The 18,841-nt window shown below is 63.6% G+C and carries 15 protein-coding genes; 4 read left to right on the top strand and 11 right to left on the bottom strand.

The features are described 5' to 3' along the window. Positions 1-61 precede the first annotated feature (61 nt). Positions 62-2,500 (top strand): hypothetical protein, encoded by a 2,439-nt coding sequence (locus JAB4_RS09560; RefSeq protein WP_070300401.1) that lies wholly within the window; start codon positions 62-64, stop codon positions 2,498-2,500. Between the two features lie 165 nt (positions 2,501-2,665). On the opposite strand, the gene JAB4_RS09565 is transcribed toward JAB4_RS09560, so the two are convergent. The 11 genes from JAB4_RS09565 to JAB4_RS09615 form a co-directional block, all read right to left on the bottom strand. Continuing rightward, positions 2,666-3,619: a hypothetical protein gene (locus tag JAB4_RS09565; RefSeq protein ID WP_070224712.1), complete on the bottom strand. Its 954-nt coding sequence runs from the start codon at positions 3,617-3,619 to the stop codon at positions 2,666-2,668. Positions 3,620-3,892: 273 nt separating this feature from the next. Continuing rightward, a complete protein-coding gene (locus JAB4_RS09570) occupies positions 3,893-4,267 on the bottom strand; it encodes a hypothetical protein (protein WP_070224711.1) in 375 nt (124 codons plus the stop codon). Positions 4,268-4,393: 126 nt separating this feature from the next. Further along, the gene (locus JAB4_RS09575; RefSeq protein WP_070224710.1) at positions 4,394-5,638 is read right to left on the bottom strand and encodes a TerD family protein; all 1,245 of its coding nucleotides are present in this window, start codon (positions 5,636-5,638) and stop codon (positions 4,394-4,396) included. Continuing rightward, positions 5,635-6,621 (bottom strand): HpcH/HpaI aldolase/citrate lyase family protein, encoded by a 987-nt coding sequence (locus JAB4_RS09580; protein ID WP_070224709.1) that lies wholly within the window; start codon positions 6,619-6,621, stop codon positions 5,635-5,637. The genes JAB4_RS09575 and JAB4_RS09580 overlap by 4 nt, the downstream gene beginning before the upstream one ends. Next, on the bottom strand, positions 6,614-7,720 hold the full coding sequence (locus tag JAB4_RS09585) for a cysteine protease StiP family protein (protein ID WP_070224708.1): 1,107 nt from the start codon (positions 7,718-7,720) through the stop codon (positions 6,614-6,616). Before JAB4_RS09585 ends, JAB4_RS09580 begins: the two co-directional genes overlap by 8 nt. Continuing rightward, the gene (locus JAB4_RS09590) at positions 7,717-8,469 is read right to left on the bottom strand and encodes an HAD family hydrolase (RefSeq protein ID WP_070224707.1); all 753 of its coding nucleotides are present in this window, start codon (positions 8,467-8,469) and stop codon (positions 7,717-7,719) included. The genes JAB4_RS09585 and JAB4_RS09590 overlap by 4 nt, the downstream gene beginning before the upstream one ends. Beyond that, entirely contained in the window at positions 8,447-9,610 is a 1,164-nt protein-coding gene (locus JAB4_RS09595; protein ID WP_070224706.1) for a phosphoribosyltransferase domain-containing protein, read from the bottom strand. The genes JAB4_RS09590 and JAB4_RS09595 overlap by 23 nt, the downstream gene beginning before the upstream one ends. Next, positions 9,607-10,644 (bottom strand): ATP-grasp domain-containing protein, encoded by a 1,038-nt coding sequence (locus JAB4_RS09600; protein WP_070224705.1) that lies wholly within the window; start codon positions 10,642-10,644, stop codon positions 9,607-9,609. The genes JAB4_RS09595 and JAB4_RS09600 overlap by 4 nt, the downstream gene beginning before the upstream one ends. Positions 10,645-10,856: 212 nt before the next feature. Further along, positions 10,857-11,573, bottom strand: a complete 717-nt coding sequence (locus tag JAB4_RS09605; protein ID WP_070224704.1) for a TIGR00266 family protein — start codon at positions 11,571-11,573, stop codon at positions 10,857-10,859. Positions 11,574-11,704: 131 nt separating this feature from the next. Then, positions 11,705-12,280, bottom strand: a complete 576-nt coding sequence (locus JAB4_RS09610) for a TerD family protein (protein ID WP_046682304.1) — start codon at positions 12,278-12,280, stop codon at positions 11,705-11,707. Positions 12,281-12,379: 99 nt separating this feature from the next. Beyond that, positions 12,380-13,462 carry a DUF475 domain-containing protein gene (locus JAB4_RS09615; protein ID WP_070224703.1) on the bottom strand — a complete coding sequence of 361 codons (1,083 nt, stop codon included), beginning with the start codon at positions 13,460-13,462 and terminating at the stop codon, positions 12,380-12,382. A gap of 246 nt (positions 13,463-13,708) precedes the next feature. Here JAB4_RS09615 and JAB4_RS09620 point away from each other — a divergent pair, with 246 nt between their 5' ends. The 3 genes from JAB4_RS09620 (at position 13,709) to JAB4_RS09630 (ending at position 18,770) form a co-directional block, all read left to right on the top strand. After that, positions 13,709-14,134, top strand: a complete 426-nt coding sequence (locus tag JAB4_RS09620) for a divergent PAP2 family protein (RefSeq protein ID WP_070224702.1) — start codon at positions 13,709-13,711, stop codon at positions 14,132-14,134. Between the two features lie 238 nt (positions 14,135-14,372). After that, positions 14,373-15,545: an efflux RND transporter periplasmic adaptor subunit gene (locus JAB4_RS09625; protein WP_070224701.1), complete on the top strand. Its 1,173-nt coding sequence runs from the start codon at positions 14,373-14,375 to the stop codon at positions 15,543-15,545. Between the two features lie 3 nt (positions 15,546-15,548). Continuing rightward, a complete protein-coding gene (locus tag JAB4_RS09630; RefSeq protein WP_070224700.1) occupies positions 15,549-18,770 on the top strand; it encodes an efflux RND transporter permease subunit in 3,222 nt (1,073 codons plus the stop codon). Positions 18,771-18,841 lie beyond the last annotated feature (71 nt).

Raw genomic sequence — 18,841 nt, forward strand, 5'->3', positions numbered from 1 at the left:
TCGATAATGGTGGTAATAAATTCCCATAAGCAACGGAATTCACCCGAATAAGCGAGAAATCATGCAAGCACAGCAAAATCAGCGCCAGGCCGCCTCCCTCACCGTCGCGTATTCCGCCGACGACGAGTTCGACCAGGACAGCATCGTTTCGCTGCATGATTTCAAGGACCTGGAGCGCAAGGCCGAGGCGCCGGCTGTCGCCATCGCGCCCGACCCGCAAGCCGAATTGCAGACCGAGCCGGCAGCCGAAGCCGATGCCAAGGCGCCCGCCGCCGAACGCCAGAAAATGGAATTGAAAGCCATCCACGAGGCGATTGCCCGCGTGGAAGCGGAAGCGAAGGCCACCTGCGCCGCCGAAAGCCGGGCCCTGGCCGAGGCGCGCGTGCGCTCACTGGCCGAGGACCGCGCCGCCATCGACGCGGCCGCCGCCGCCGCCGCGCAGCAAAATGCGCAGGCAGCCGAGGAAGCGATCGCCGCCAACCGCGAACGTCTCGACACCATGCGCGCCGCCGCGCAGGCCAGCGTGGCCCGCCTGGAAGCCGTCAAGCAAGAGACGGCCGAACTGCGCGCCCGCGTGGAATCGGATAATGCCATCCGTCTGGCCGCGGAACAGCGCGCCCGCGCCGAGCAGGAAAGCCGCTTGCGCGCCAGCGAGCAGGTGGCGGTGCAGTCGGAACTGGCCGAGCAGGCAGCCCGCGCCGCCGAGGAATTGCAGGTGCAGACGGAGCAGGCGCGCTTGCAGGCCGTCGAGCGCGTCGCCGCCGTGCAGGCGGCCAAGGAAGAAATGGTGGGCATCGCTTCGGCGGACGCCCGTGTCGCCGTGCTGGCCCGTGAACGCGAGCGCCATGCGCACGGTGCGCGCCAGACGGCGCAGATGCTGGCCGAAGCGGAAAGCGAAGCGCTGGATCTGACGGTGCAGCGCGAGCGCGCCGACCAGATCGCGCTGGAATCGGCCTTCAACCGCGCTGCCGCCGAAGTGCGCGCCCTGGAAGAAGCGCGCGCGCTGGCGCACCTGGAGCAGGAACGCGAAGCCATCGCGCTGGCGCAGGCGGAATCGGAACGCCATGCGGCGCAGTCGCTGCGTTTGCGCCTGCAGACGGAAAAGGAATTGCGCGACGCGGCCATCCACCGCGAGCGCCTGGAAATGGTCGCCGTGGCCAGCGCGCAGGCGCGCCGCGACGCCGATGTGCGCATCCTGGCCGCCACCGAGGCGCGCATCGAGGTGGACCGCCAGCTGCGCGCCGTGGCGCTTGCCCGCGTGACCGCCGAACAGGATGCGGAAATCGCCGGCCACGCCAAGCTGGAAGCGGAAACGGCGGCCCTTGAAGAAACCAAGGCCCGCGAAGTGGCCGAGCAGGCAGCGGCCGTGGCAGCGGCCCGCGAACTGGAAGAGCAGCAGCGCGCCGCCAGTCTGGCGCAGGAACGCGCCGAACTGGCGCGCCAGGCGGCAGAACTGGCCGCCAGCCAGAATGAAGCCGAGCAGGCCGAGGTCGATGCCGGCAAGGCGACACTGGCTGCGCAGGAACAGGCAGCGCAACTGGCGCAGGAAAAAGCCCGCCAGGCAGAGCAGCTGCTGCAGGCGGAGCAGGAACGCCTGGCCGCCGAACAGGCCGCCATCGCCGCCTTGAAAGAAAAACTGGAAGCGGAAGCGCTGGCGTGCCACGCGGCGCAGGAACGCACGGCCGCCGAAGCGGCGCAAGCGGAACTGCTGCGCGGCCAGCAGGCGGCCGAACAGGCTTTGCGGGAGGCGGCGCAAAAGGAAGCCGATGCCATCCGTATCCTGATGGACCAGGCGCTGGTCGAGGGCGAAAAAAAGGCCGCTGCCGCGCAAGCCGTGCAGGTGCAGGCGCGCCTGGCCGTGGAACTGGGACAAGTGCATAGCGAGCGCGCCCGCGTGGAGGAAGACAAGGCGCAAGCTGCCGAAGCGCTGCTGGCGTCCGAGCGCGATTTCGTCGCGGCCGAACGCGAGTCGCTGGCGCTGATCGCGCAAAAACTGGTGCAGCAGCGTCAGACCAGCAGCGCCGAAGAGCGTGCCTCGCAAGCGATCGCCGGCCGCCTGGAAGCGGAAAAACAGGCGACGGCGGCAGCCGAAGCGCGCGCCGCCATGGAACAGCAGGCGCTGGAAGCCGTGCGCCAGCGCGAGCAGCTGGAACTGGCGGCGCAGCAGGCCGCCAGCGAGAAACTCGACGCGCAGCAAGCCTTGCTGGCCAGCGCGCAAGCCCATGCCGCCCTGCAGCGCAAGGCGGCCGAGACGACGCGCGCGATGGCGGCTGCCAAACAGCAGTTGCTGGAACGCGATACGGCCCGCGCGCAGCAGCAGGAGCGCGAACTGGCCGCCCTGCGCGCCAGCCTGGAGCAGCCGCAAAGCGCGTTTTCCAGTTCATTGACCGCCGCCCGCGCGAAAGCCGAACAGGTCAGCTCGGCCAGTCTGACGCGCGAAGTGATCGAGCGGCTGACGCAGCCTAACGAGTCGGCCGGTGCAGTCTGGCGCTCGCGCTAGGCAGGATACCGAACCAAACCTACTGCGCGGCGCGCTTTGCGGCTGGCGATGCTCACCGTACTGGAAGTACGGTTGCGCTTCTCAGCCACAAATCACTGCCGCTCGCTACGGTTTTGTTCGGTATCGTTACTTTAGCGGAAGAGCAGGATTTTTTACGTTTTTCCATCAGAACTTGCGTCCTACCCCCACCAAAATGACATCCGCATCGCGGTGATAATCGGTGATGACCCGGTTCCACGCCACGTGCGTCACCCAGCGGCGGTCGACGTGGTAGCGGGCCACGGCCGACAGCAAGCCCGTCAGGCGCGTGCTGTGGCCCTGTGTGTCTCGGCCGTCCCACGCCACGTAGGGCCCGCCGCCCATGCCGAATTCCACCTTTTCATTCAGTGAGCGGATCAGCCACAGCTGGGCGGCGATACCGCGCCGGTGCGCCAGGTCGGTGTTGCCTTCGTCGAGGGCGGTGACCGTCCAGTCCACGTATTTTCCCGCCGCGCGCCGGTATTCCAAGGTGAACGGGCGCGAGGACTCCGAGCGCAAGCTGTTGACGATGGTGTGGCCGGTCGATAAGGTCAAGGTGTCGTCGTGCGCCCAGTTCTGCAAGTGCAGCTTGGCACCCGGCACGCCGTCATAGCGGTAGCCGGCGCCGATCAGCAGGTGCGTGGTGTTGTCCTTGCCGCTGGGCTTGATGCGGTTGAGCTGCGCTTGCGCATACCAGCGGTTGTCGAACTGCCAGCGCGCCTGCAGGCTGACGATGGAGCCCCAGCCGTGGTCATTGTCGAAGTTGTGCAGGCCGTCGTCGGTCTTGGCCGTGTCGAAGAAAAAGTAGCGGCCCGCGCCGGCGCCCAGCATCAGGCCCTGCTCCACTTTTTTCGTGCGCAGCCAGACCTGGCCCGCCATGCCGTCGCGGTGATGGTCTTGCGGGTGGCCTTCATTGATGTACGACAGGCTGACGGCGCTGTAGTCGCCCACCGGCTGGGTGTAGCTGATGGCCGCGACAAAGGTACGCTCGTTGGTCGAGTTCACTTTCAGGGCGCCGGCCATGCCGGAGATATCCTGTGCCTGGGCGGACAGGGCGAGAGAGGCGGCCAGCAAGGCCAGGGCGGCGGGGCATATGCGCATGGTATTTCCGATAGTGGTGATACACGCTAATGGTGGGCTGGCTGAACGTGTTGCGCTAGCGCAAGCATTGTGTGTTTTTACTACAGCAATGAACAGTTCCAGTCAGAACTAATTGCGAGTGTATAAGAAAGTGAGAATGTGTGAGGCGCGCCATGCATTGCTTGCTGGAGCGGGCCGGCGGCGGGAGCGGAGGAAGGGGGCGCCGGCGCGAGTATGGCTGGCCGGCGCGATGCTGCTGAAGTTGCTGGACTTGCGGTGGTATTGCTGTCGGTATTACTGACTCAGGACGACTTTATCGGCAAAATATTCCGTCTCGCCGAAGCATTGCGTGGGCACGCCCTTGTGCTGGCTGTAGGTGACGAGGATGCGCTTGCCGGCGGCGGCCGACAGCTGCTTCGCCACTTCCTCGTCGCGCACGCTGAACTGGAATTTTTCCGGGATGGTACCCGGCAGCGCCGTCAGCAGCAATTCACCCTCCCAGGTCTTGCAAATCCAGCCCCGCTTGGAAAACTTTTGCAGGTAACCCGCCCGTTCGCCTTCCGAGTACGAGAAGCTGAGGGCCATCCACGTGTAGGCGGCCAGCAGCAGGAAGCCGGCTACGAGGAAGATGGCGAAGGCGAAGGTGACTTTTTTGGTCGTAGGGGTCATGGTAGGGTTATCTAGGTAAAAAATGGGGATGCTTAAAAATGTTCAGGGCAAGGCGCATTGCCGAAGACAGTACGACTAGTACGGCAAGGCAATGCAACGCCGCCATGGACTTTTTTAAGCGTTCCCTCAGTCTTTGCGGCCGGCTTTCCAGTTCAGGCCAAAATTGTATCGCTCGTCCATGGCCTGGTGCGCCGTGATTTTACCTTGGCCGCCGAAGTATTCCACCAATTTTGTCACCTGCAGGTTGCCGCCGTGGTTTTCCAGCATGGCGATGGCGCACATGGCGTGCGGGCTGTCTGTGTCGAGGCGTACTTCCACGGTCGGCTGGCCGGGAATTTCGATCGTCACGACGCCATCCGTGGCGGCCCAGTTCGGCACGCCTTCGTAGATGAACGCGTACACGAGCACGCGCTTGATCTGGTCGAAATGGGTGCCGTTGATGAAGATGTTTTCACCGCTGCTGACGCTGCCCGTGCGGTCGTCGCCTTCCAGGTGGATGTACGGTGGCCTGTCATACGCGCCCCAGCTGTTGCCCAGCGCCTGCACGGCGCTCTTGGCGCCATTGCTCATCTCGAACAGGCAGCCGATGTCGAGGTCGATGCCGCCCGAACGGCCGGCCGGCTTGTTGAACAGCTTGCCGAGGAAGCCCGTGTCCAGTTTCGAGGCGGGCGCCTGGCCTTGCGACGCGTTCTGGTTCCAGTTCAGATTGACCCGGATGCGGCCATAGCCGCCGCTGTCGCGCTTGTCGAGCGAGATCTTGTCGCCGCGCTTTTCCAGGCGAATTTTTGAGAGCGAGATTTTATTCGCCGCTGGCGGGGCCGCTGGCGCCGGCGCAGGCACGGGAGCCGGCGACGGAGAGGATTGCGCTGCCTCGCTGCCGCCGAAGTGCTTCAGCAGCGCCGCCAGGCCGCCCGCGAAACCCTGGCCCACGGCGCCGAAGCGCCAGCTGCCGTCGCGGCGATACAGTTCGCCGATAATGACGGCTTTCTCATCCTGGAAGTCATTGCCCGTGAAGGCAAACGTGGCGGCCTGGCCCAGTGCCATGCTGGAGTTGCCCAGCGCGCGCATGCTGCCCTGTTCCGTCGCGGCCGTGAAGACCAGCTTGTCGATCGAGGCGGGCAGGCGGGAAAGGTCGACCTGGAAGGTGGAGCGGGGACCGTTCAGCTCCACCGTGACGGCGTTGTCCGGCGCGCTTTTCTGGTTGTAGAACACCATGTAGCGGTCGTCCGACAGCTTGCCGGCCGCATCGACGCCGAAGCAGCTGACGTCCACTTCCATCGAGCCCGAAACGATATCGAGCGTGACGGCAAACGGGCCGTTCAAGCCCAGGTCAGCCAGTTTGCCTTTTTGTCCGCGTGTGAAATTGGTCATGGTCGTGCAATCCCTTCGTCGCTTGAGAGTTGAGTCAATGAGGTATTCGCCTGGTGCGCGGCGGCGTTGTCGGCCGCATGGCGGATGCCGAACAGGCGCGCCTGCTCGATGATGCGCAGCGCCCAGCTGCTGTGCGTGGCCACTTCGCACATCGATTCCTGCATGCGGAACACGGCCGGGCTGTCGGGGTCGATGATGCGCAGCGCCAGTTCGATGTCCGACTGCGCCACCTGGTAATGGCGCTCGATCTGCGGCACCTGGTCCGGGTGGATGGCCGTCTTGGCGATCATGCCGTGCGCCATGTCCTGCGCCACTTCGGCATCGAGCCAGCTGCCCTGCGACAGGTGCTCGAAGACGGGCGCCGTCAGCTGGAAGCCGTGCGGCTTGAAGATCGTCACCAGGCGGCCGATGACCTGGCCCAGCGGCGTTTGATAGATGGTGCCGCTGGTGGGGCGGCGCAGGCCCAGCAGGGCCAATAAATCGTTGCCGCCGATGCGCAGGGCCAGGATGCGGCGCCGCACTTCCGGCGCCGACAGGAGGATGCGGAACTGCTTCATTTCCTCGTCGTCGAACACTTCCGCCGTTTCCAGGGTCGGCATCAGCAAATGATGCGTGTGGCGCACCAGCTCGAAATACGTGGCGAAATTGTGGCGCGTGGATTTCGGCAGCACGAAGCCGCTCAATTTGTCGGCGCCCGGCATGGCCAGCACGCGCGCCAGCACCTCGAGATTACGCACGCGCACGAAGCGCAAGGTATCCGATTCGTCGGCCATGTTTTGCAGCGCCAGCGACAGGTTGAACAGCGCGTAACTGAGGTCGCGTTCGGCGATGGCGTCTTCGGTGCACAGGATGACCGAACGCAAATGGCTGAATTTGTCGCCATTGGCGATCGCCAGCAAGTCCTTGTGCGTGGTCGGCACATACATGGAGGCGCCCAGCGCCGCTTTATGTTCGCTTTGCGGGTGTAGGGAGTTGTTATCCATCGACTGCGCTCCTGATAAGGGCGACCGCCTGGTAAGGCAGCGCCGGTTCTACTATGACGGGTATGGCTTTTTCCTGCGCCAGAAGCAGCAAATGTGCCACGTCCGGCGCATTCGTGTCGCGCACGATCAGGCGCTCGGGCACGCGGCGCAGCAGCACGCGCGTCGCTTCGCCGATGCCTGGCTTGATCAGGTTGATGTCGCTGATGCCGTATTGCTGCTGCGCGGCGGCCATGTAGGCTTGCGAGCGGGCCGCCATGGCTGGCGCATCGCTCGCTTCGGCCAGCGGGATACCGCTGCTGGCGGCAATCGCCATGGCGTCGGCCACCAGGCCGTCGGCGAAAGCGCGCGACTGGTCGTGCTGCTCGAACTGCGCGTAGTACACGCAGCCATGGAAGTCGTCCGGGCCGATGGCATCATTCAATACGGAGCGGCTGACCAGGCCCGAGACGGTGGCATTCAAGATGCTCGACGGGATCAGGTAGTCGCCCGACGAGGCGGCGCAGGCGGCCGTGCCGGCCAGGTCGGACAACACGAACAGGCCGCCATCGATCGCCGTGCCATTGGCCGCGTTGAAATCGTGGACCGTCTGGCGCAGCTCGCGCGAAATCACGCCCTTGCCCGTCCAGCCGTCGACGAAGACGAGGGAGTCGGCCGCATGGCCCTGCGCCAGGATGTGCTGCAGGGCGTTCGCGTCGATGCCGCGGTCGCGGATGATGGAGACGGAATAATGGCTGCACTCGCGCTGGAAGACCTGGCGCAGCAAGTGCCCGAGGATGACGCCCACGGGCGTGCCGGCGCGCGCCAGCGACACGAGCGTGATGGGCCCCGTGCGGCGCGCCGCGATCAGGGCGGCCAGGCGCAGGCAGTCGCGTGCCATCTGCAGGCGGTTGGCCGCGAACGCGTTCTGGAACAGGGCCAGGTAGGCGGGCGAAGGCAGGGATTCCGGCGACAGCATCTCGCTGTAATGGCGCTGGCCCGACTGGATCAAGCGCTCTTTTTCGGCCAGGTCGAGGATGGGTTCGAGCGCCATCGGCGTCAACAGAAACTCCACGTCTTCCTGGCGGTAGCTGCCGCTGAAATGCAGCGTGCTGTCGGTCATAGCGCCGCCACCGTGAGGGCCGCCAGCTGGGTGCCGTTGGGGATGATGGCGTAGTCGCAGGCGGCCATGAAGCGGGCGTCCGAACGGCTGTCGCCCATGCCGAAGCTGACGATGGGGCCATGTTCGGCTTCCAGTTCCGCGCGCAGGTAGGCCACGGCGCGCGCCTTGTTCAAGGTTTTCGGCAGCACGGCCAGGTTGTTGCCGTTGCGGTGGATGAAGTAGTCGGCGCCTTCGCCGGCGATCCACTGCTGCAGCACTTGCTCCTCGATGTCGGCCAGGCGCTCGCCGCGCGCTTCATGGTCCTTTACGACAATGTAGAACGGCGTGTTGTAATCCTCGATCAGGCGCGCGCGCGAAGGCATGCCCGTCTTGATTTGAAAATCGTCGATGATACGCATGGCGTCCCGCAGGCCGGGCAGGGCCGTCTGCATGTCGTTCTGCATCAGGGACAGCCAGCCAGCGTCGAGCGCGCCGCCCGGCTGCAGCACGATGCCGCCGTAATCGAGCACGCTGTAGCTGGTAAACGGCAGGTCGACACGGCGGAATGCGTCGCCATTCCTCGCCGTGGCGGGGATCAATGTCATGCCGCTTTGCGCGAATTCAAAGAAGGCGCGCTGGCGCGCCGTCGTAAACGAGCAGGCGTCGCCATTTTTCAGATAGGCGGCCGCTTGCAAATCGGTCTCGCCAGGGCATTTTTTCGGGGTCTGGAACAGTGTGTCGTCCAGATCAACAAACAGGAATTTCTTCAATTTTGGTCTCTGACTGAAAGTGGAACAGGCGGCCGTTCAATTGGCCGGCGAGTTGCATGAGGGCGGGGCTGGTCGGGGTTTCATGGCAGATGAACACGTGCTGGTACTGGCCAGGCGCCACGTTGTACAGGTAATTGGCGATGCCTTCGCCGTAATTGTCGTCGCAGTGGACGATATGGCCGACGGAGCCCCACGACAAAATGGGCGAGCGCGTGGTCGACTGCACCACGACGTTCTTGCCCAGCGCTTCGAGTTCGCGCGCCAGCAAAAACGACGGGTGCATGAATTCGCCCGTGCCCAGCACCAGCACGGAATCGCCGGCGCCGATTTCCTGCGCCAGCTGCACCGCCAGGCCCTGCGGCGGCGCCAGGGCGCGTCCCACGCCGATGCGGCCAAAGGCGGGGCTGGCACCCCGTTCTTCATTCGCCTCGAAGCGCTGCGCGCTGGCCGCCACGGGGGCTGGCGCATCGCCGGCCTGGAAGGCGTAGTGGCCGGACAGCGCCGCGCCGATGGTCGTGGGCAGGCCGAAACGCTCACTCAAGCCCGCGTTGGCGGCTTGGCCCATGAAGTTGGTGATCACGCCCAGGTGCAGCTTTTCCAGTTGCGGATAGCGCGCGCGGCACACTTGCACCAGGTTGGCGAAGGTGTTGCCGGTCGACGCTTCATCGTCGATCAGCACCAGGCTGCGGGCCGTGGAAAACAGGGCGCTGGCCGCGTCCGACAAATGCAAAAACTGGCGCGGCGCGTGGCTGTGCGATTCCTCGAATTCGAAGAAGGGCACCGTGCCCACGCGGTAGCGCGAGCTGTGCAAAAACAGAGCCTTGCAGGAAGAGCCGGGGTTGGCGCGCAACCACGCTTCGAACACGCCCTGGCCCAGGCCGACGGCCGTTTCCGCCATGGCGATGAAGACGACGGGGCCGGGCAGGCTGGGGGGAATCTGCGCGGCCAGGTCGTCGTGGATGGCTTGCATGGCGCGCGGCGTGACGGGCCAGTGCTTGCCCAGCACCTTCGAGAGGAACAAAAAGCCGCGTTTGGCGTTGGCGCGCGCGGCAAAGCCGATCAGCCAGTCCAGCGGAAAGCGCGCCTCGTCCACTTTCAGGGTCAGCTCGCCCGTGGGCATTTGCTGCTTGACGAGGTTCATGGCAGCTCCACGGCATAGGCGGCTTCGCCCACGCGCATGCCCTCGCGGATGGCGGGCACGGCGAGCTTGTCGAAACCGTGGTCGAAGCCGGCCAGCGCCAGGTAGGGCAGGTTGGGGCCGGCCGCGCAGGCCATGCCGATGCCGCCCGACATGCGCGGATTGATCTCCAGCAGCGCCAGGCCGTTCGCCCCTTCGCGGAACTGGATGTTGAACACGCCATTGAGCCGGTAGTCGCGCGCCAGTTTGTCGCAGGCCGCCAGCAGGTCGGCGCGCAGTTCGATCAGCTGGCCGCTGCCGCCCCCATGCAGCTTCTTGCGCGGCACGGCGCAAATGAGCTTGCCCTGGTCGGCGACGCAGTCGGCGCTGTATTCGTGGCCGTCGAGGTATTCCATCAGCAGCAGGGTTTTAAATGTACCCATCTGCGCCAGGCCGGCGCGCAGCTCCTGCGCATTGATCTGGTAGGCGGCGCCGGCCAGCAGCAGCTGGGCGCTGGTGCGTTCTTCATCGAGTATGGCAAAGCCCAGGGCATACACGGATTCGGACGGTTTGATGCACAGCTTAGGGTAGCGGGGGCGCAGTTCGGCGTAGGCGGCGTCGTATTCTTCAATGGTGGTGACGGCGCGGTAGTCGGCCGGGCGCGCCATGGGCAGGTCGAGGCCCTCGCAGAAGCGCGCCTTGTCATGCATCAGGGTCAGGGTGTCTTCGCTGGCCACGCTGAGCACGCGCGTGCCGATGGCGGCGAAGCGCGCGCTGGCGCTGCCGATCAGGCCCGCTTCCTTGCCGGGCCAGAAAATCGTGATGCCCCGGTCGCGGCAAAATTCCAGGCACCACTCGACATAGTTGTGGCCCGTCAGGCCCGACGGTTCGACCGCGTATTCGTGCGCCGACAAAAAGGCGGCCGCATGCGCGTTCGTATTGCTGCACACGATGTGATAGCGGGGCGCGCCACTGGTGGCGGCCATATCGGCTTCGCGGATCAGGCGCATCGCCGTGCCGACCGAGGAAAATGTTTTGTTGAACCAGACTCTTTGCATGTACGGGGACCGGGTGGAAATAGGAGAAGCCGCGCGCAGGTGCGCGCGCGGGCAGTGTAGCCAGAAAAACTTAACATGGCCTTAGAAAAACGCCAGCCCAAACCTGCTGCGCGTCGTGGACGCGGCCTGCGATGCTCACTGTGCCTCCGCACAGTTGCGCTTCTCGGCCACGTCCCCATCCGCTCGCGACGGTTTTGGCGGGCGTTTGGGAATCAGCCAGCCTTGCCGCTGGCCGTCCACTTGAGGAATGCGTCGCGGTTGCGCGAGCAGATGAACACCTTGCCCGAGCCGGAAAAGCGCAGCACGATGCCTTCGCCGCTGGTCACGCTGTTGACGATATTGCCGAGGAAGCCGCCGATGCCGCCGCCGCCCGAGCCGCCGCCCGTGGTCACGGAAATCTCGTACTTCAGGCTGTTGTCCCAGCACACGACGTGGGAATTGTCGATCACGACGTCCTTGCCCGGCTCGACGTCGAGCTGGAACATGGAGCCGAAGCCCGACACCACCACTTGTCCCGTGCCGGCCGTCTCCATGACGAAGAAGCCGCCCGACTGGGCGAACAAGGCGTTGCCGATGCTTTGCGTGCGCACTTTCATTTCCGTGCCCGAGGTGGCGGCGACAAAGGCGCCGTCGTTGAGCAGGTACTGGCGCGCGCCCACGTCGACCACTTCGATGGCGCCCGGCAGGGTGGGCGAGAGCAAACAGTCGCCGCTGCCGCGCACCGCTTCGATGTGCTGCTGGAAGAATGATTCGCCGTTGGCGAAGCGGCGCATGATGGCGCTGCCCAGGCCACCCGTCATCTTGCCCTTCAAATCGAGCGCCGTTTCCATCATCACCATCGCATCGGATTCGCAATAGATGGTTTCGCCCTGCTTCATGCTGACGTGCAGGAAGGGATCGACGTCGCCCGTGACACTAAATACTGGCATGATAAATCTCCAAAAAAAAGCCGCCTGATCTGTGCAGGCGGCAGTAATGATATGACAAAAGTGCAATTCACCCCGGAAAACCGTCGCGCGCACGCTCGATGCGCGGCGCAGCAGGTTTAACGAGCGTAAATTTAAGCGTTGACGCCGAACGAGCGGGCGAGGGGACCGAGGCCGCCGTTGAAGCCCTGGCCGATGGCCTTGAACTTCCATTCGCCGTTGTAGCGGTAGATTTCGCCAAAGATCATCGCCGTTTCCGTCGAGCTGTCTTCGGACAGGTCGTAGCGGGCGATTTCTTTTTCGCCTTCCGCGTTCAGGCAGCGGATGAAGGCTTTCGAGACCATGCCGAAGTTCTGGCGGCGCGCGTCGGCGTCGTGAATGGTGACGGTGATGCTGATGCGGTCGATGTCGGCAGGTACGCGGGTCAGGTCGATTTCGATGCGCTCATCGTCGCCTTCGCCTTCACCGGTCGTGTTGTCGCCCGTGTGCACGACGGAGCCGTCGGTCGACTTCAGGTTGTTGTAGAAGATGAAGTCAGAGTCGCCACGGACTTTGCCGTCGCTTTTCAGGAGGAATGCACTGCCGTCAAGGTCGAAGGTGGCGCCATCCGTCGAACGAGGATCCCAGCCGAGGCCGACGATGATCTTCTTCAGGTTCGGTGCTTCCTTGCTCAGGTTGACGTTGCCGCCTTTTTGCAAACTGATTGCCATGTGGTGCTCCTTAAATAATTAAACTTGATCATGCCTTCATGGGATGAGCGCAAGGCGCTCGTGCCATCACTCTCTCAATTGGGGGCGGAACCCCCGATTTCAAGCTTGTGCCGCGTGCCGTTTGCGGTAACGCAAGGACGACCACAGCGAGACCAGGATGAAGGCCACGCCCGACAGGCCCGTGAACCACTCCGGAATATGGTACTTGACGGACGCCAGCATGATCAAGGCGAGGATGCCGATCGCATAGTGGGCGCCGTGCTCGAGGTAGACGAATTCGTCCAGGGTGCCCTTGTGCACGAGGTACACCGTCATCGAGCGCACGAACATGGCGCCGATGGCCAGGCCCAGCATGATGATGACCACGTCGTTGGTGATGGCGAACGCGCCGATCACGCCGTCAAAGCTGAACGAGGCGTCCAGCACTTCCAGGTACAGGAAGCCGCCGATGCTGCCGCGCGCCACCGTTTTTACCAGGTCGCCATTGCCGTTCTTGGCTGGCGCGGCGCTTTCTTCTGCGTCATCCTGCAAGTCCGGCTCGCCTTCTTCCAGCAAGCCGCTGATCCAGTTCACGCCGATGTAGACGGCGATGCCGACGATGCCCGAGGCGAGCACGCTGTATTTGGCTTGCGCAGGACCCATCGCCACGCAGGCGGCCACGGCGCCCATGGTGATCAGGACGGCCAGGCTTTCCGTGCCCAGCGCGTTGACTTTTTCCTCGGCCCAGCCCAGCCAGTGCAATTCCTTCTCGTCGTCGAACAGGAAGTTCAGGAACACCAGCAGCAAAAAGGCGCCGCCGAAGGCCGCCACTTGCGCGTGGTTGTCCGTCAGGTGCTTGGCATACACGTCCGGCGTCGTGGTCGCCATGGTCCACACGTCGACCAGGCCCAGGCCCGTGGCGACGGATACGATGACGAGTGGGAACAGCAGCCGCATGCCGAAAACGGCCACGAGGATACCGACCGTGAGGAACAGTTTTTGCCAGAATTCATTCCAGTGGCGCAAGACGGAGGCATTCACCACGGCATTGTCGAACGACAGCGACACTTCCATGACGCCCAGCACGCCCGTGATCCACAGCGCATTGATCAGGCCGGGCATGCCGCCATGGCTGTAACCCCACCAGCCCGACACCGCCATCAGGATAAAAGTGACTAAAAAGGAAATTCTGAAATGCCGCATGAGTACCCCGTTGCAAGTGAAAGACGTTTGATTATCCGCGCCGCTGTGCGCGCCGCGCTCAGTGTTGATATACGTCAATTATTGTATATGCCATGATTTTATATTAGTTGCCGCCCGGGGCGGCGTTTTATAGACCGGCGACAGACAGTTCTGCTGGCGCGGACGATCTGCGATAATTGCGGCGCGCCCATCCGGCTGCCGCAGTCTCTTGCACACTCTCGACATATATAGAAGAAGGAATACCCCGTGGATATCGCTTACCTCGTCACGCCCCTGATCACCTGGATCCTGGTCGGACCGATCAAATTCCTGATCAACAGTGTCCGCACGCGGCAATGGGCGTTCGGCCTGGTCGGCAATGGCGGCTTTCCCAGCAACCATAGCGCCGTCGTGTCCAGCATGGCCACCTTGATCGCCTTGCGCGAAGGCATAGGCCATCCCGCCTTCGGCGTGGCCGTGACCCTGGCCTTCATCGTCATCATCGACGCCAACAGCCTGCGCCAGCACGTGGGCAAGCAGGCGGCCGCCATCAACCGCCTGGCGGGGGAAGCGGCCAGCCCCGCGCACAAGACCTTGCGCGAGCGCATGGGCCATACCCTGGTGGAAATCGCCGGCGGCCTGTGCACGGGCGTGGCCATCGGTTTCCTGATCAACTACGTGTTTGCCCGCTAAGCACTCGTTTCCTCTAGTCAAAACCCCGCTTCAAGGCGGGGTTTTGCGTTTCAGGGCGCAAAAACTACGTTTCATCCACTGATTAAAGCATTACAGGAAACGGCCGATTGACATGGCCGGATGCGCTCATGGATACTTTGGCGCTTGTGGTTTTAATAAAAATATATGCCTGCCATCGCCTGCAGCCCTATCCGGGCCGCCGGGACGGCCGTGGCGCTATCTATCCGGAGAATTACCCATGTTGCGCAAAACCCTGTTTGTTCTGGCAATTGCTTCTGCCTTGGCCGCCTGTGGCAAAGAGTCCAAAGATCCCGGCAAGGGCGGCAAGGATGGCAAGGAACAGGCGGGCGCTAGCGTCAATCTGCTGGTGTCCCCGGAAGACTTGCTGACCATCCAGAGCAATGCGCTGGCATCGGGCCCCGTCATCACCGGCTCCGTGCAGCCCGAGCGCAACGCGGACTTGCGCGCCGAAGTGTCGGCCGTGGTGATCCAGGTGATGAAGGAAAACGGCGAAATCGTCAAACGGGGCGACGTGCTGGTGCGCCTGGACGAAACGGCCATCCGCGACAGCCTCAATTCGGCCGAGGAAGCCAGCCGCGCCTCGAGCCAGGTGCTGGAGCAGTCCGAACGCATGTTCCAGCGCATGAAAACCCTGCGCGCCTCGGGCATGACGTCGACGCAGGCGCTGGAAGACGCGGAAATCCGCCGCAACAATGCGCAAAGCGATTTGTCCGCCGCGAAGAGCCGCGCCGCCCAGGCGCGCCAGCAGCTGCAGCGCACCCTCGTGCGCGCGCCGTTCGACGGCATCGTGAGCGAGCGCAAGGTATCGAATGGCGATACGGCGCAAATCGGCAAGGAATTGATCAAGGTCATCGATCCGACCAGCATGCGCCTCGAGGGCCTGGTATCGGCCGACAAGATCGGCGTCGTCAAGGTGGGCCAGCCCGTGCTGTTCCGCATCAATGGCTATCCCGGCCAGGATTTCGCGGGCAAGGTGCGCCGCGTCGATCCTGCCGCGAACGCCGTCACGCGCCAGGTGGCCGTGCTCGTCGATTTCAATGACAAGCAACAGCCGCGCGTGGCCGGCCTGTACGCGGAAGGGCGCATCGAGACGGAAACCGTCAGCGCGCTGATGATCCCCGATTCGGCTCTGGTGAAGGCCGGCGACGTCACGTACACGTGGAAAGTCAAGGACAAGGCCTTGCATAAAGTCACACTGCGCATCGGTGCGCGCGACGTGCGCACGGGCCAGTGGGAAGTGCAAAGCGGCCTGGCCAGCGGCGACACCGTGCTGCGCACGCCCGGTTCGACCTTCAAGGATGGGCAGAAAGTGGAATTGACGGCAGCCAAGGCCGTACCGGCAGCCGCCATGGCCAGCAGCAGCGCCGCCGTTGCCGGTAAAGGAAACTAAGCCATGTTCCTTTCCGATTTCAGTATCAAGCGGCCCACCGCCACCATTGTCCTGATCCTGGCGATGATGTGCGTCGGCTTGCTGGCGCTCAAGAAACTGCGCGTCAACCAGAATCCGGACGTCGAAGTGCCGTTCATCGTCGTCAGCATTCCTTACCCTGGCGCATCGCCCGACACGGTCGAGCGAGAAGTAGTGAACCGCCTGGAAAAGTCGCTGCAAAGCATTTCCGGCGTGACCGAAGTCAACAGCGATTCAAATGAAGGTGCGGCCAGCATCTTCCTGAAGTTTTCCTTCAATACCAATTTGATCGAAGCGTCCGACAATATCCGCAATGCGATTGCCGCCGTGCGCTACAAGTTGCCGACGGAAATGCGCGAGCCTATCCTGCAGCGCATCGACCCGGCTGCCGAGCCGATCATGCAGCTGGCGCTGTCGTCGAACTCGCAAAGCCATGCGGAAATTTCGCGCCTGGCCGAGGACGTGCTGTCGGACCGCTTCCGCACCGTCGATGGCGTGGCGCTGGTCAACGTGGGTGGCTCGCTCAAGCGCGAACTGTCCGTGCTGTTGCGGGCGGAAAAATTGCGTGAATACAATGTGTCCGTCAGCGACGTCGTCACCGCCCTGCGCAACCAGAACACGAATGCCCCCGTCGGCAAGGTGCGCGGCACCCTGGACGAGAAAAGCATCCGCCTCGTGGGCCGCATCGAGTCGCCAAGCGACTTCGAGAAAGTGGTGATCAAGCGCCGCGGCGAGGAAATCGTGCGCCTGGCCCAAGTGGCCACCATCGAGGACGGCTTTGCCGAAGTCAACAGCCTGAGCATGCGCAGCGGCAAGCCCAACGTGGGCATTTCGATCACCCGCGTGCGCGACGCGTCCACCGTCAGCGTGGCCAACAAGATCCGCGACATGGTGGCGGACATCAACAAGACTTTGCCGAAAGGCACCTTGTTGCAAGTGACGCGCGATGGCGGCGAAAACGCCCAGCATAGCTTGAACAATGTGATCGAATCGCTGGTCCTGGGCGCCGTGCTGACGATTTTCGTCGTCTACGCCTTCCTGAACTCGTGGCGTTCGACCCTGATCACGGCGCTGAGCCTGCCCACGTCCGTGATTGCCGCCTTCATCGCCGTGTGGCTGTGCGGCTTTACCCTGAACTTCATGACCCTGCTGGGCCTGTCGCTGGCCATCGGCGTGCTGATCGATGACGCCATCGTCGTGCGTGAAAACATCGTGCGCCACATGCAGATGGGCAAGGACCGCCGCACGGCCGCGCTGGAAGGTACGGCCGAGATCGGCATGGCAGTGGCCGCCACGACCTTCTCGATCATTGCCGTCTTCATTCCCGTGGCCTTCATGCCGGGGATCTCGGGCGAATGGTTCCGTCCGTTTGCCTTGACGGTGACGTGCTCGGTGCTGGTCAGCCTGGGCATTTCGTTTACGCTCGACCCGATGCTGTCGGCCTACTGGGGCGATCCGGTCGAGGAACACTCGGCGCCGAAAAAAGGCATCGGCCGTGTGCTCGATAAATTCAACCACTGGTTCGACCATCAGGCCGACCGCTATGGCCGCGTGATCGCCTGGGCCCTGCACCACCGCCGCTGGATGGCCTTCATCGCCGTCATCAGCCTGGCGGGCGCCATCGCCCTGCACATCACGCACGGCGGCACGAGTTTCTTGCCTGCATCCGATTCGGGCAATCTGATGATCAATGTGCGCACGCCATCGTCGAGCAGCATCGAGTATTCGCGTCTGAAACTGGAAGCGGCGGCCGTGCTGGCGCGCACCTTGCCTGAAACCAAGGATACCAACAGCTCCATCAATGCGGGCGGCGGCCGTGTGTATGTCGATATCGGCAAGCGCAACACGCGCAAGCGTTCGGCCAAGGAAATCGCCGTCGAGCTGCGCGAGAAGATGTCGCGCCTGGTGGGCGCCGAATACGTGGTGCAGGACGACTTGAGCAACGGTTCGCAAAAGCCGATCCAGGTGGAATTCACCGGTCCCGATTCGCGTAAACTGATGGAAATTACCAACGCCTACATGGACAAGCTGCGCGCCATTCCCGGCGCCGTCGACGTGGGCTTGTCCGAGCAGGACCCGAAGAACGAGCTGCAGATCGAGCTCAACCGCGGTCTGGCCAACTCGATGGGCATTTCCGTCAATGATGCGGCGCAATCGTTGCGCGTGGCCTTTGCCGGCGTGGAAGTGGGCGACTGGGTCGATCCGACGGGCGAAACGCGCGACGTGGCCGTGCGCCTGCATCCCGACGACCGCGTGGCATCGGAAAACATCGAGCGCCTGCCGATCAGCGTGACGGGCACCTCGCAAATGGTGCCGCTCGACCAGATCGCCACCATTACCATGGGCAAGGGCCCGTCCGGTATCGAGCACAAGAATGGCAAGCGCACGATCACCGTGTCGGCCAATGCGCAGGGCCGTTCGAATGGCGAAGTGACGAGCGACGCCATGAAGCTGGCCAACTCCATCGACTTCCCGCCCGGCTACGGCCTGGCGCTGGGCGGCGCCGGCCAGGACCAGCAGGAGCTGTTCACGGAAATGCTGATCGCGCTGGTGATGGGTATCGGCCTGATGTATTTGATCCTGGTGATGCAGTTCGGTTCCTTCACGGCGCCGGTGGCCGTGATGATGTCCTTGCCGCTCAGTCTGATCGGCGTGGTGGTGGCGCTGGTGATCACGAACAACACCCTCAACCTGATGAGCTTTATCGGCATCATCATGCTGATGGGCCTGGTCGCCAAGAACGCCATCCTGCTGCTCGACGCGGCGCGCAAGCGCGAGGAAGAAGGCCATGGCCGCGAAGATGCGCTCATGTATGCGGGCCGCATGCGTCTGCGCCCCATCCTGATGACGACGTTCGCGCTGATCGCCGGCATGTTCCCCGTGGCGCTGGGCCTGGGCGAGGGTGGCGAGTTCTACCGTCCATTGGCGATCGCCATCATCGGCGGCACCATCACCTCGACGATTCTGACCCTGCTGGTCGTGCCGACCTTCTATGACAGCATCGAAATCGCCCGCGATGGCGCCGTGGCCAAGTTCCACCGCCGCGCCGCGCGCATGCCCGTGGTCGTGGCCATGATATTGACCCTGATCGAATGCGTGCTGACCCTGCTGATGGTGCGCTTCGTCTACCGCATGCTGAAGAAGGCCGTGCTGTTCCTGATGGGACGCCGCGCGCCGAAAGCGGCGTCGGTCAGCCTGCAAAAGTAAGTTAGGCAGCCTCGGCTGCGCAATCCTTGTGCCAGGTCAAAGAGCCTTCTTCGGAAGGCTCTTTTTACGTC

The organism is Janthinobacterium sp. HH102, from assembly GCF_001758625.2.
Taxonomy (GTDB): domain Bacteria; phylum Pseudomonadota; class Gammaproteobacteria; order Burkholderiales; family Burkholderiaceae_D; genus Janthinobacterium.

Excerpts from the sequence above, each read along its gene's own strand:
- JAB4_RS09560 (WP_070300401.1), top strand. The coding sequence starts at position 62 with ATGCAAGCACAGCAAAATCAGCGCCAGGCCGCCTCCCTCACCGTCGCG.
- JAB4_RS09565 (WP_070224712.1), bottom strand. The coding sequence starts at position 3,619 with ATGCGCATATGCCCCGCCGCCCTGGCCTTGCTGGCCGCCTCTCTCGCC.
- JAB4_RS09570 (WP_070224711.1), bottom strand. The coding sequence starts at position 4,267 with ATGACCCCTACGACCAAAAAAGTCACCTTCGCCTTCGCCATCTTCCTC.
- JAB4_RS09575 (WP_070224710.1), bottom strand. The coding sequence starts at position 5,638 with ATGACCAATTTCACACGCGGACAAAAAGGCAAACTGGCTGACCTGGGC.
- JAB4_RS09580 (WP_070224709.1), bottom strand. The coding sequence starts at position 6,621 with ATGGATAACAACTCCCTACACCCGCAAAGCGAACATAAAGCGGCGCTG.
- JAB4_RS09585 (WP_070224708.1), bottom strand. The coding sequence starts at position 7,720 with ATGACCGACAGCACGCTGCATTTCAGCGGCAGCTACCGCCAGGAAGAC.
- JAB4_RS09595 (WP_070224706.1), bottom strand. The coding sequence starts at position 9,610 with ATGAACCTCGTCAAGCAGCAAATGCCCACGGGCGAGCTGACCCTGAAA.
- JAB4_RS09600 (WP_070224705.1), bottom strand. The coding sequence starts at position 10,644 with ATGCAAAGAGTCTGGTTCAACAAAACATTTTCCTCGGTCGGCACGGCG.
- JAB4_RS09605 (WP_070224704.1), bottom strand. The coding sequence starts at position 11,573 with ATGCCAGTATTTAGTGTCACGGGCGACGTCGATCCCTTCCTGCACGTC.
- JAB4_RS09610 (WP_046682304.1), bottom strand. The coding sequence starts at position 12,280 with ATGGCAATCAGTTTGCAAAAAGGCGGCAACGTCAACCTGAGCAAGGAA.
- JAB4_RS09615 (WP_070224703.1), bottom strand. The coding sequence starts at position 13,462 with ATGCGGCATTTCAGAATTTCCTTTTTAGTCACTTTTATCCTGATGGCG.
- JAB4_RS09625 (WP_070224701.1), top strand. The coding sequence starts at position 14,373 with ATGTTGCGCAAAACCCTGTTTGTTCTGGCAATTGCTTCTGCCTTGGCC.
- JAB4_RS09630 (WP_070224700.1), top strand. The coding sequence starts at position 15,549 with ATGTTCCTTTCCGATTTCAGTATCAAGCGGCCCACCGCCACCATTGTC.